Annotated in this window: 4 protein-coding genes; 3 read left to right on the top strand and 1 reads right to left on the bottom strand. The window is 57.1% G+C overall.

Annotation, left to right across the window (positions count from 1 at the left end):
* Positions 1 to 152 precede the first annotated feature (152 nt).
* Entirely contained in the window at positions 153 to 2,171 is a 2,019-nt protein-coding gene (acs, locus tag AB1644_02875) for an acetate--CoA ligase (protein MEW6049991.1), read from the bottom strand.
* A 1,042-nt stretch (positions 2,172 to 3,213) separates the two neighbouring features.
* Here acs and AB1644_02870 point away from each other — a divergent pair.
* The 3 genes from AB1644_02870 (at position 3,214) to AB1644_02860 (ending at position 14,108) form a co-directional block, all read left to right on the top strand.
* Entirely contained in the window at positions 3,214 to 3,621 is a 408-nt protein-coding gene (locus AB1644_02870) for a hypothetical protein (GenBank protein ID MEW6049990.1), read from the top strand.
* A 93-nt stretch (positions 3,622 to 3,714) separates the two neighbouring features.
* Positions 3,715 to 4,158 carry a hypothetical protein gene (locus AB1644_02865; protein MEW6049989.1) on the top strand — a complete coding sequence of 148 codons (444 nt, stop codon included), beginning with the start codon at positions 3,715 to 3,717 and terminating at the stop codon, positions 4,156 to 4,158.
* Positions 4,159 to 5,282: 1,124 nt separating this feature from the next.
* Positions 5,283 to 14,108, top strand: coding sequence for a T9SS type A sorting domain-containing protein (locus AB1644_02860; GenBank protein MEW6049988.1), 8,826 nt, complete (start codon positions 5,283 to 5,285; stop codon positions 14,106 to 14,108).
* Positions 14,109 to 14,135 lie beyond the last annotated feature (27 nt).

Below are 14,135 nucleotides of genomic sequence, written 5' to 3'. Positions count from 1 at the left end.
TGCCCGCCTCACTGCGTGGAATTTTGACGAAGTTGCGTCGGGTCCTAACCTCGACGAAGTCGGGGTTGTGACCTGACGCAACTGGCTTAGCGACTCTTGGGACAGCCCTTGTTCTGGATGCCCGTCTCCCAGTGTGGAATTTTCAAACCAGGTCAATCCTCTTCGTACCGCCGCTTGATGCGCGCCACTACTTCAGGATCGGATAACGTGGTTGTATCCCCCAGCACCTTGCCGGTGGCCACGTCGCGAAGCAGCCGTCGCATGATCTTCCCCGAGCGGGTCTTCGGCAAATCTGACGCAAAGATGATCTTCTCGGGCTTCGCTAACGCCCCGATTTTGCGCACCACATGATCTTTGAGCTGCGAATTCAGCCGGTCGTCCGGTTTGATCGCCGACCCGACCGTCACAAACGCCACCAGTCCTTCTCCCTTTAGCTCGTGCGGCACACCTACTACCGCCGCTTCGGCGACTGCCTGGTGCTCCACCAGCGCCGACTCCACCTCCATCGTCGAAATGCGGTGTCCGGCGGTGTTGATCACATCGTCAACCCGCCCCAGTATCCAGAAATAGCCGTCCTTATCAACCTTGGCCCCATCGCCGGGGAAATAGACCCCCGGCCACTTGGTCCAATAAGTGTCGACATACCGCTGGCGGTCTCCCCAGATTCCCCGAAGCATGCCGGGCCACGGTTTGGTGATCGCCAGGAAACCGCCCCCTTCCTTGATCTCGTTTCCTTTTTCGTCGAGAATCGCCGCGCTGATTCCCGGGAACGGGCGCGTCGCCGAACCCGGTTTTGTCGATGTTACCCCCGGTATCGGTGTAATCAGGATATGCCCGGTCTCGGTCTGCCACCAGGTATCAACGATGGGGCACTTCTCTTTACCGATAACGTCATGATACCACATCCAGGCTTCCGGATTGATCGGCTCGCCAACCGAACCGAGAAGGCGGAGCGTACTCAGGTCATGCTTGTCCGGCCACTGCCGCCCCCATTTCATGAACGCGCGGATTGCCGTCGGCGCCGTGTAGAAGACTGACACTCCATAATCTTCCACTATCTGCCAAAATCGATCCTGGTCCGGCCAGTCCGGCGCTCCCTCATAGATTACCTGTGTCGCGCCATTCGCCAACGGTCCATACACCACGTACGAGTGCCCCGTCACCCAGCCAATATCCGCCGTGCACCAGAACACGTCTTCGTTCTTCATATCGAACACATATTTGCTGGTCGCATAGACGCCAGTCATATAGCCGCCGCATGTATGCACGATCCCTTTCGGTTTGCCGGTCGTTCCCGATGTGTACAGGATAAACAGTGGGTCCTCGGCATCCATATAGACCGGTGGACAGTAATTCTCCGCTTCCTGCATATGGCGGTGATACCAGTGGTCCCGTCCCTCTTTCACGCGCAGTAAAAAGTCACCCCGCTTGACTATGATGCAATGCTCAATCGTCGGACAATCCGCGAGTGCCACATCGGCGTCGTGCTTGAGCGGAATAATCTGTCCCCTCCTGTAGCTGCCGTCGGCGGTGATCAGCACTTTGGCTTGCGCATCGTTGATTCGCTCCCGCAGCGCTTCAGGGGAGAAGCCGCCGAATACCACCGAATGCACCGCCCCAATCCGCGCACACGCCAGAGTGGAAATCACTAGTTCCGGAATGAGCGGAAGGTAGATCGCGACCCGGTCCCCTTTTTTCACACCGAGCTTCTTCAACACGTTGGCGAATTTGTTCACCTGGCGCCAGAGTTCGAAATAGGTGAGCACACGCTTGTCACCCGGTTCCCCTTCCCAAATAAGCGCCGCTTTGTTCCGACGGCACCCGGTTCCCTCGTTGATATGACGGTCGAGACAGGATTCGGTCACGTTCAGTTTTCCCCCCACGAACCACTTCGCATCCGGTGGATTCCAATCAAGCGCCTTGGACCATTTCTTCTTCCAGACCAGCTCAGACGCCATGCTCTCCCAGAACTTGACCGGGTCCGCCTCAGCCGCCTTAAGAATCGAGCCGTGATTCAGATTGGCTTGTTTGATGAAAGCGGGGGAAGGCTTGAATAAGCGATTCTCTTCGAGCAGGACATCGATTGTCTTTTTCGAGCCGGTTTTGATGTCCGGCTTCTGGATCGGCCTGGCGGCGGATTTGGTGACACTCCTGGCGGCGCTCTTGGCCATGCTGGTCTCCTTATGACTGTTTCGATCTCTACTTGCCGAGAAAGAAGGCAATTATGGCCTATTTTGTCAAGGGGGGGGGTTGGTGTGACCGGATTGCGCCCGCATTCGTCGCGAGGGTCACACTTTCCAGTTGTATCCCAGCCTAAGGCTGGGTCCAGCACATTCTCCTTCTCCCATATCAGTCTATCTCGGCACTAACGAATTCAGTAGTGCGGTCGGGCGTCACCCGACACGAACCCACCCGCGAACGGGTGGGCCACCTGCCGGATGAGCGACCCCAGCCGAAGGTGTTGTGTGACCTGCAGCCTATAGTTGGTGACATACATATCAGGTGTAAATTGATGCCCCGACCGAATAGGTGGCTGGTCATTGACCGGCAGTTCACACTCGCCCTCGACAGCGCGTGCGGAAATGTAATGGCAAATCTCTGTTCGTCTCGGGCGAGCAAGAACTGCCGGAACAACAAAACGGGAATCCAGGGGTTGGCTGCGGCTGGGTTCCTGCGTGCGCGGGAATGACACATGTCGATGGTCAGATTCCTCGTCGTGGCGCGAAATGCACCAATCCCACTCTATAAAGGGACTGCTGAAAAAGTGGCGGGTCATACGGCCGCGCTTCAGTGCAAGTGCGCTCTGTCGTCGTCGCATTGAGCGAGTCGAAGTGCGGCGATGATGAAACTTGCGGCTGCAAGACCTGACCCGCCACAACGAACAATACAGGCCCTCAACGCACTTCAGAATGTCCACACAAGGTCGTCTCATTGCTACAAGTCACATCGTTCTTTCCGTCGTGTCGAGCGCAGACGAGACGCGATTGGGCTGGGTTCGGTTCTCGACTTCGCTCGAACCGACGCAAGGGGGCTCGAACCGACGCAAGGGGGCTCGAACCGACGCAAGGCGGCTCGAACCGACGGCGTGGCAGCCCAGTTGTCATCGTGGCGTCGAGTTGTAAGTGAAAACTTCGATGATGCTATTCTGAAGGAGGGGGTTTTGTTACCCGAGGTGTCAAGACCCCCACCCATGTTTGAGCCCCTGAAGGGGTCTTGACCTACAAAGAACCGGCTGCCAATTGGGTTCGTTTCGTCATTTTCATTTTTGTCAAGACACGTGAAATGGGGTGTTACCGAATTGGCGGATACGGAGTTAGACATCGCCAACATGTCGCGTTCGGATACGACACGTTCGTGAATGTCAATGTTGTCCATTGGCTTGGAGGAAATCTCGGGAGGTCGGACGGCCCGTGCGCGACCCGCACGCAGCTTGGGGCGCAGCAACTTACGCGAGGCGGCGAGTTTTCGCGTGCGTGCGAGACGTCGTCGCGCGGCGACGCGGTGTCGCTGTTTCAGGTGCAGAAACATGTGATAGGCGCGAGTGAGCTGCCTGTCGAGCCGCATTTCGTATCGGAGAATGTTGTAGGCGGCTTTGTCCTCGGGGATGAGGCGCTGATGTAGGGTGATGTCGCGGGCGGCGCGCTCGGTTTCGCCGAGGTCTTCAATGCCGGGATAGGTGTCGTCGCCGCGCCATCGGGCTCTCCACTCGGCGTCTTGCTCGATCTCCGTATCGACCTTGGCGAGTTGGGCAGTGATTTCGGCGGTTTCGGCGGTGGCAGCACGCCGGGAGCGCCAGAGACAGTTGGCGATCTTGCAGACAAAATGCTCCTGAAGCGGCGTTTCCGGTTTGAGTTCCCGGGTGATATCGGCCAACAGGCGATCGTATTCGGCCTGATCCTCGGTGATCTGTGGGGAGGTGATGACGACGGTATTCGCGTAGTGGCCGTGTTTGACGGCGTTCCGGCCGGCGACGGCTTTCCCTTCGTCGGTTTTGGGGCCGGTGGATTTGTTGGCGTTGCGCCGATTGGCGCGGGTCTGTTTTTGACTGGCAGGCATAGTAACTCCCTTATTTATCAATGGGGAGGGAATCGGAATCTGCCGGGATTTAGTGGGGAAAGTGGAGGTACCAGTATCGATGGGGTTACGGGGCAAGTCTGAGATCACGCCTGAATAGGTGTGTTACCGGGTTACCCTCCGACACAAACCCACCCGCAAGCGGGTGGGCCACCCTGCCGTTGCCAATTTTCTTGCAGTTTATTAGTTGCTTCAAGTATCCACTTTCCGTCGCGTCGAGCGCAGACGAGACGCGATTAGCCTGGGTTCGGTTCTCGACTTCGCTCGAACCGACGCAAGGGGGCTCGAACCGACGCAAGGGGGCTCGAACCGACGCAAGAGGGCTCGAACCGACGCAAGGGGGCTCGAACCGACGCAAGAGGGCTCGAACCGCGGCGTGGCAGCCCAGTTGTCATCGTGGCGTCGAGTTGTAGGTGAAAACTTCGATGATGCTATTCTGAAGGAGGGGGTTTTGACGATTTGTTACCCGAGGTGTCAAGACCCCCACCCATGTTTGAGCCCCTGAAGGGGTCTTGACCTACAAAGAACTATTCTGAAGGAGGGGGTTTTGTTACCCGAGGTGTCAAGACCCCCACCCATGTTTGAGCCCCTGAAGGGGTCTTGACCTACAAAGAACTGAATAGCCACCGTCTGTGGTAAAATCCGTCAGCGTCGCACGGCGTGTCCGTAGGACGGCAACGACGGAGCAACAAAAAATGACAAAACGAACCCAAAAACGGTTGTTGATTCCCAAGTACTTAGCTCAATTACTGCACCATAACGAACCCAAACGGAGGAGCTAATCATCTAAAGCCACGTCTACACCAACGATACACCGAGGAGTCTTAGGTCCAGTATGCGCAGAACTCTGCACAGCTTGGGCAGCAGGCCGACCAAATGGGCCGTGACGGCGTGAAAAGCACCTTAGACGCCAACGAGATAACCGCCTGGGTTTCGGCCCAATTCTTGCGTCGACACTGGCTCGAAATGGCATAACCACTTGACGAATCTGGGGAAAACGGTATATTTGTATGGTTTCGATAGATTTTAGAGCAGCTACTGATTACTGCAGTGTGGTCTTACCCGACCTGAAGGTAGCCCATATCGTAAATCCTGCAAGTCCAAAGGGGGAGTTCCCTGCGAACAACTCCATTTGGCATCGTCTCGGCCAATAGATTTCGCCGACAGCGGGATAACGTGCGGTCAGCCCGGTCGTGTGTGGAGGAAAGATGAAGCGGTTGATCTCCTTCCTTAGATTTCCGACAATTTTTCTTTGCTTGTTTTTTCCGCAATTCGTCGTGGCGGCGCCATCCCCCGGACAATCGATCTCGACCGATGTTACCACGTCGGTCGCGCAGGCTGATCCCACCTGGTATCCGACCCTGATTCTGCCGGGCGATACCACCTGGCGTCTCTGTGTCGGCGATTCGTCGTGTTACCAGATCAGCGCCACCGACCCGGATACCTACGACACGCTGACCTTGTCGCTGGTCGAGGGCCCGATAAGTTACACACCGCAGAAATTCCCGTATCAGTTTACGACTACTGTCTGTTTCCAGCCGCCGGGCGCGGGAAGCTATCGATTCATCTGGATGCTCAAGGACAAGCAGAACCATATCGTCAAGGATACGGTGACGATTACGGTCGAGATCAACCTGCCTCCGACAACAAGTGACCAGTACTTTTCCGCAGAGCTTTGCTATGAGACCGCAGTTCGTGAGTTGTCGGTTGTCGCCTCCGACCCGGGAAACGACCCGCTGACGTTCGCAAAAATCTCCGGCCCCGGGACGATTGATCCATCGACCGGTGTCATAACCTACACGCCAACCAGTTCGGGCGTGTCGTATTTCACCGTGACGGTCGCTGACCTGTGCGGTATCGATACCGCCTTCATACGCGATTCGGTTTACATCAACCAGCCGCCATACCTGACTCTGCACGACTCAACCTTTTATCTCTGCACAACCGGCGAGATCTGCCTCGATATTCCGGCCATCGACCCGGAGGGCGGACCGGTTCAAATTACTCTGCTTGAGGGACTCGGAACTTTCAATATGATCGATGACCGGACCGGTCATCTCTGTTTTACGCCAGGCAGCCCCGATTCGGCCACATACCCGTTTGTGCTCTGTCTGACCGACAACTGCCCGCCCGGCCCCGACCAGATATGCTTCCGTGATACCGTCTATATTACCGTTGTCCCCAATCACGCACCGGTTATGAACGCCGACTCCGGTTATCAGACCACGCTGTGCAGTCCGGAAATAATCTGCTTTAACGCCACGGCAGGGGACATCGATGGCGACCAGCTTGTTGTTACGACGAACGTCGGCACGTTTGATCCCAACCGCAATCAGGTCTGTTTCACCGCCGACACCGCCGGCGCGTACACAATCGTCACCACCGCCACCGACATTTGCGGTGCTTCGTCGAGCGACACCACCGTCATTACCGTCCAGTTCCGCGCACTGCCTGCAGTACAATTCGAACTTGTCTCAGACACTCTCGTCTGCGCCACTGGACAGCAGTGTTATCACGTGACTGTCACAGGCGATGGCTCCCTGCAGGTTTCGTCGAACATAGGTACCTATAATCCAGTCACCAATGACCTCTGTTTCACGCCGGAAACATCCGGCACTTACGAAATCATCGTCACAGCGGTCGACCAGTGCGAACGCTCTGTTTCCGACACGCTCACTGTCGAAGTCATGCCCGGCCAGCCACCGGTCGTAATTTCATCGGATGACTTCGCCAAGGCGATTTGCGGCATTGATACTATCTGTGTACCGGTGACAATCACCGACCCTGAAAACGACATCGTGTCCATCAGCGCCAATATCGGTGTGTACAACGCCGAGACAGGGACCGTCTGCTTTGTAGCCGATACTGCGTCCACGTATAGGGTAATAACCACTGCTGTCGACTCCTGCGGTGCGACCGGTGCTGACACCACGTTTGTAAGCACCACCTTCAATCCTAAACCGGGAGTGCAATTCGAGAAAGCCGCCGACACGGTCGGTTGCTTCACCGGAGAGCTTTGTTATGCCGTGAGCGTCACCGACAACGACCTCTATTCGGTCACCAACTCGTTGGGACAATACAATCCGGTGACCGGCCAGGTCTGCTTCACGCCGGAGGGGAGTGGCCTTTACACTCTGATTATAACCGCCACCGACTCCTGCGGACAGACCGCCACCGATACGTTGAACGTTTTCGTGGGATTAAGCCGTCCGCCGATCATCGTTGCGCCGGACACCACTATTTATCTTTGTTCTCCGCAGAATCTCTGCGTGAGTGTCCCGATCAGTGACCCGGATGGCAACCTGGCGAGCGTCTCGGTTGATCATGGTACTTATGCCGACGGCCAGATCTGTTTCGTACCCTATGACAGCGGCCTCTACCGATATATTTTCACCGCCACCGATTCCTGCGGCGGCGTCACCATTGACACTGCTGATATAAGAATCCGCACCGACCAGTTTACGCTGAGCGGCCCCGGTGATACCACGATCTTCCTCTGTGCGCCCGACACCATTTGTTTCCCGATCTATGGCATTCCGCAGGACGCCACTGTCCGCGTCATCGGCACCGCGCTTCGCTGGGATGCCGCTCGTCAGAGTGTCTGTTTCTATTCTGAGTGCTGTATTCGGAACAGCATCACCGTCGAGGTCACCACTGCGTGCGGTCTGGTGAAACGTTACTCGTTCACCGCCACCATCCAGACCAACACTAAACCAACTGTCTCCATCGCGGGTGACAGCGCCTCCCTCTGTCAGCAGGGTGAAGCCTGTTTCCCCGTGACCATCACTGATATCGATAACAATGTCGCGGATGTCACCGCCACCGGCGGCACCTACGATGCCGCACGCAAAGTAGTCTGTGTCAATGCAACCGCCACCGGCACATATCCCGTTACCGTGACGGCCACCGATTCCTGCGGCGGGCGCGCCACGGCCACGAAAATCTTCATCGTTACGGTCAACCGTCCGCCGACTGTCAGTTTTGTTACCACCGATACGATGTTAACGGAGTGCGATCTCGCACCGATCTGCCTGCCGATCCAGTTCGGGGATCCGGATGGAAACCGGCTGACCATTGCGCCGTCGCTTGGAACCTACAATGCCGAGAACAACACCATCTGCTTCACCCCGACTACGTTTGGCGACTACCAGATTGTCGTGACTGCCACTGACCCGTGCGGCTCGTTCGATGAAGACACCGCGCGCGTGTCTGTCGGCGCCGGCGGGACGGTCGAGATTCTGTGCGGTCAGCCTGAGGAATTCGCCCTGTGCGCCCCAGGAACCATCTGCGTGCCGATAGCCGTCAACGGTAACCCGCTTCAGGTTATTCCCGATTTCGGTACCTATGCTGATGGGCAAATCTGTTTCCCGGCCGACACGGCCGGCCTGTATACAATTCGCGTTATTGCCAACGCTGCCTGTAATGCCGATACCTGCACGCTGGTAGTGCCGGTAAGCATGACCGGCACTCTGAGCGTGACATGCGGCGTGACCGATACCAGCGTCTTCCTGTGCAACCTGCCTGATACGCTCGATATACCGGTAGCCATCACCGGCGATGTCGGTTCGATCCGGGTCACTCCATCCGGGACGTGGGATAACGGAACGGTGCATGTCCCGGTCAACGGTGCCGGAGATTTCACAGTCACGGTCTCGGCCGCCAACCGCTGCTATGTCGATAGTTGCTCGTTTGTTATTCATGCCGCTGTGAACCAGCCGCCGAACGCATCTATTGGTCCAGATACGACCATTGCCTATTGTGGTACGATCCCTGAGGTTCGCCTGCATTACAGTGCGGTCGACCCTGATGGCAACCTGAACAATGTATCTATCTCACAGGGGACATTCGACGGCAACGATGTTATATTCACACCGGTTGAACCCGGTACGTATGCGCTTGTTCTTATCGCCACGGACGAATGCGGCGTGCAGATAGCGGATACAGCCTTTGTTACTTACGAAGCTCTGACAACTGTTGACCTCACCTGCCCGCCGGCTGTGATTCCCGTCTCGGGTGATTTCCCTGATTCAGTCCGCGTATCGGTCCCGGTGACACCGGCAGGAGCGAATGTGACAGTGTCGCCGAATGGCGTGTACGATCAGTTGACCGGCGAGGCAGTTGTGTATATTGAAGCTGCCGGTTCGTACTCGTTTACCGTCGTCGCTTCAGGCGACTGCAACATTGATACTTGCCAGTTCACGATCGAAGCGAATCAATATATCCCGCCCACTGTCACCTGTCGAGGCGCGGTTGATACACTCCTCTGCTTGACCGAGCCGACCACCGTCTGCCTGCCGGTGACAATCAGCCCCTTCAATGCGCAAGTCGTGGTAAGCCCAATCGGCACGTACGCCAACGGCCAGGTCTGTGTGCCAATCACGTCCGCTGGACAGTACTCGATCCAGATCATCGCCTCCGACAGCAGCCAGGCCGACACCTGTTATTCCGTACTGACTGTCACCGGCGGCCATGCACCGACTGTAAGTCTGGGAAGTGACTCTACTGTTTTCTTCTGTGAAGCTCAGCAGGTTTGCGTGCCGGTGATCATTAGTGACGATGACAATGACGTGGTGAGCGTCGTCGCTGAAGGCGGAACTTATAACCCTGAAACCGGACAGGTCTGTTTCCAGGCTGTTCAGTACGAACAGCATCTCATCCGTGTTTCTGTGACCGATCATTGCGGCCTGACTGCCATCGATTCCGTGTCTGTGGCGGTGATGCTAAATCAGCCACCGGTTGTAACGCTCGGCAAGGACACCAGCATATTCACCTGTGCTCCTGCACCCATCTGTCTACCGGTTGACGCCTTCGATGACAACCTAGCCTCAGTCACGACATCTATCGGTACATATGACGACCTCAACGACATGGTGTGCTTCAGCCCCGAAGGCAGCGGCGCGTATACGTTAATCCTCACCGCCACTGATAGCTGCGGCGCCACTGCTGTCGACACTGTCGTCGTCACAGTCCAACAAAACCGCGCGCCGGTCGTTTCCCAGCTCCGCGATACTACTGTCTACCTCTGCTCGCCGGTCAATGTCTGCCTGCCGGTGTTCGTCAGCGACCCGGACAACAACATCGTCTCAACAACCGTCAATCGCGGCAGCTATAGCAACGGCCAGGTCTGTTTCGTGCCTTATGACAGCGGCACGTATCAGATCATCCTAACTGTTACTGATGCCTGCGGCCTTGTCACCAAAGACACGGCCACAGTCACGGTCAACACTGACCAGAGCATTGTCCTTGGCGGCCCCGGCGACACGACCATCTTCTCGTGCCAGCCGGAGTCACTCTGCTTCCCGATCACCGGCGTCCCGGCCAATGCCACCGTGCGCGTAATCGGTACGGCAGTCCGTTGGGATCCCGTCAAACAGGCCGTCTGTTTCTATTCTTCCTGCTGTATTCAGAATAATATCACGGTCGAAGTCACCACTGCCTGCGGCGTCATCAAACGCCACCAGTTCATCGCTCGCATCCAGACCAACAGCAAACCGGTGATCCGGCTTCCCAACGATACCTCTTTCACCGTGTGTGATCCCCGCCAGTTCTGCTTCCCGGTAAGCATCAGCGATCTTGACGGGAACATAGACCGTGTCAGCGTTACCGGCGGCACGTACGATCCCCAGCAGGGGACCGTCTGTCTGACCGTATCCAGCGGTGGACTGTATGTGGTGACCGTGTCGGCGACCGATTCCTGCGGCGCCACCGGAACCGATCAGATTTTTATCCGCGCCCTACAGAATACACCGCCGGTCATCACCTACATACCGACAGACACTGTCTTCGTAGCCTGCGGCTATCTTCTCGCCTGTGTGCCACTTACGGTCACCGATGCTGACAACAATCTGCTCAATGTGACTGTTTTTGGTGGGACCTACAGCTCCGAGTTCGGCAATATCTGCATCTATCTCGCCGATACAGGCACGACCTGTGTACCGGTGATCGCCACCGATATCTGCGGCGCGAAGGACTCGATCGACATCTGCATCCGGGTTCGCCAGGGGACCACCACCGACATTATCTGCCCAAGCGGCGAGGAATTTACCACGGCTCAGTGCGGACCGGATTCCGTCTTTGTCCCGCTGACAATCACGGGAGATGATACCAACGTTACGACAAGCCTCGGCACGTATGCAGGCGGAACCGTCCGGTTCTTCGCCGACACTGCCGGACTCTATCTGATTCGGGTTGTGTCTCGGGCTGAATGCACCAGCGACACGTGCTTCATTCGTGCTCGCGTCAATTTCATGCCGGCTGCACAGCTTACCTGTGCCGGCAACCAAAGCGTGTTCCTCTGCAGTCCGGACACACTCTGCTATGATTTTGCCACCGAGCCGTCAGGCGTTTCCGTGAAGGTCGTCAGTGGCGGCTATCTCAACGGTCAGCAGGTCTGCGTGCCGATCTTCACGTCCGGTAGCTACTCCGTTACATTGGCGACTGCCACCGGATGCGCCGAGGACACTTGCTCATTCACCGTCACGGCCGTGCTCAACCGCCCGCCGCAGGTAGCGGCCGGCCGGGACACTTCGATGACCGTGTGCACGTTGCCGGAGATCTGTCAGCCCATTACCAGACTCGACCCGGACAATAATATTCGGAGTATCACCAGCAACATCGGGACAGTCCAGGGCTCTCAGGTCTGTTTTACGCCTGCCGCCTATGGATTGACCACGTTGATCGTCACCGTTGAGGACTCCTGCGGCGCACAGGCTGTCGACACCGTTCGCTATACCTTTGCTCAGGGGGCATCCGCAACTATCAGTTGCCCTGAAGGGGACCAGCATGCGGCGATCTGTGGTCCGGATTCGATCCGTGTATCGGCGCTCGTCACGCCATCTACCGCTACTGTACGTGTTCTGCCTGCCGGCAGCTACGACCCGGCCACCGGTCGGGTGAGTGTCTACGTGACTCAGGCCGGGACGTATCCGATAACCGTGATCGCGGAATCCTTGTGCGGCAATGACACCTGTGAATTCAACCTTGTCGTCACACAGGGGATCGCTCCCAACGTTGTCTGTCCGGCCACTGTCGATACGATCATGTGCCTGCTCCAGCCCGACACGATCTGCTTCCCGGTAACTATCACCGGTACCGATGTCCAGATCTCGGTGAGCCCATCCGGTTTCTACACCAATGGCTCGGTGTGTCTGCCGGTCAGTTCGGCAGGAGTCACCAACGTTCGCATCATCGCGAGCGGCCCCTGTGGCGCCGATACGTGTCAGACGACCGTTACTGTCACCGAAGACCAGGCGCCCGTGCTGACGATCCCGGACAATCTCAGCTTCAACAGGTGTCCCGATGACCCGGATTCAGTTTGCATCTCCGGTATCAGTGTGACGGATGCCGATGGTTCGGTGACCATTACGCAAGTATGTGGCCCGGGGACATATCGCCCGCTCGGTCCAAACGATGGCGCCATATGCTTCCTGCCTTCGAGCTTCGGGCCGATCGAACTCTGCGTGGAGGCCACCGATGGCTGCCACGTAGTGCGCGACACGATTCATGTGACCATAAATCAGAAGCCGGACTGCGATGTGTGTGTGCGGTTGATGGTCGATGGCGGGCCTTGCACGCCTGTCGGCGTGTACACCAGCGTCGACTTGAACGTTCAGACCAACAAGCCGATCGGCGGTTTTGATCTGTTGATGAGCTATGATGCCTCGGCCGTGAGTTTCCAATCTGCCACCCTGTCCGGCAGTGACATTACCGGCTGGGAGTACTTTACGTACAACCTCGGCAGCGGCAACTGCGGTTCGGCATGTCCGTCCGGAGTGGTGCGGCTGGTCGGCCTGGCTGAAATCAACAACGGTGCTCATCACCCGCCGGATTCGACCAAACTGCCCGATGGCCTCCTTGCCCGCATGAATTTTCTCATCTCCAACGACCAGACGCTTGGCGGGCAATTCGTGCCGGTCAACTTCGTCTGGTACGACTGCGGCGACAACTCCTTCTCAGACACCACCGGAACCGAGTTGTATATTGACCGGCGTATTTACAATGTCGAACACCAGTTGATTTGGGATGAGACTGATGACGTGAATTATCCAGAGTCGGCTCGCCCGTTCGGAGTAGGGGCCTCCGACAACTGCATCGTGCCCGGAGCCAAGGGGGCGCCGTCCCGTTGTGTCGAATATATCAACGGCGGTATCTGCATCATCCACCCTGATTCAATCGACGACCGCGGCGATATTAACCTGAACGGTCTGGCGTACGAGATCGCCGATGCCGTCGTATTCACCAACTACTTTATAAAGGGGCTGAGCGCGTTCACGATCAGCGTCACCGGTCAGATTGCCGCCACCGATGTAACCGGCGACGGCCTGACGCTCACTGTTGCTGACCTCGCGTACCTGATCCGCGTGATCGTCGGCGATGCTGACCCGGTTCCCAAAATCGTGCCGTATCCTGAGCGACTGCTGGTTACGACCGAATTCGAGAACGGTGTCATGGCGATCTCTACGGATGCCATCAGTACGGTGGGCGCGGCCTATATCGTCTGCGATCTTCCGGGTGGTGTCACCGTCGACGAGCCGCGGCTGGCGCCGGCGGCGCGGGGGATGGACCTGAAATACGCGGTCGACAACGGACAACTCAAGCTGCTCGTGTTCGATGTCGGGCCGAACGCTATAGCGCCCGGTCGCAATACCATCCTCGAAATTCCGTACACTGGTGCCGAGCACCCCAATATCAGTTACACCGAAATGGCCGACTACAGCGGCCGGCCGTATGCGACCACCCAGAAGTCGAACGCGATGCCTGAAGAGTTCGCGCTGTTACAGAACTATCCGAATCCGTTCAACCCGTCGACCCAGATAAGCTTCGCTCTGCCGCATGCGTCCGCGTGGACTCTGCAGATATTCAATGTGACCGGCAATCTGGTTCGTGAATTCCAGGGCACGAGCGACGCCGGCACCGTTGATCTGGTCTGGGATGGCGACAACCAATCCGGTCAGGCGGTTGCCTCGGGCGTGTATCTGTACCGTCTCGATGCCGGCCAGTTCAGCCAAACCCGGAAAATGGTCCTGATGAAATAAAGATCCCCGCTTCTCTTTCCTTTGAAA

The organism is Candidatus Zixiibacteriota bacterium, from assembly GCA_040753875.1.
Classification (GTDB): Bacteria; Zixibacteria; MSB-5A5; order GN15; family FEB-12; genus DATKJY01.
This window is presented reverse-complemented; position numbering and strand designations above follow the sequence as displayed.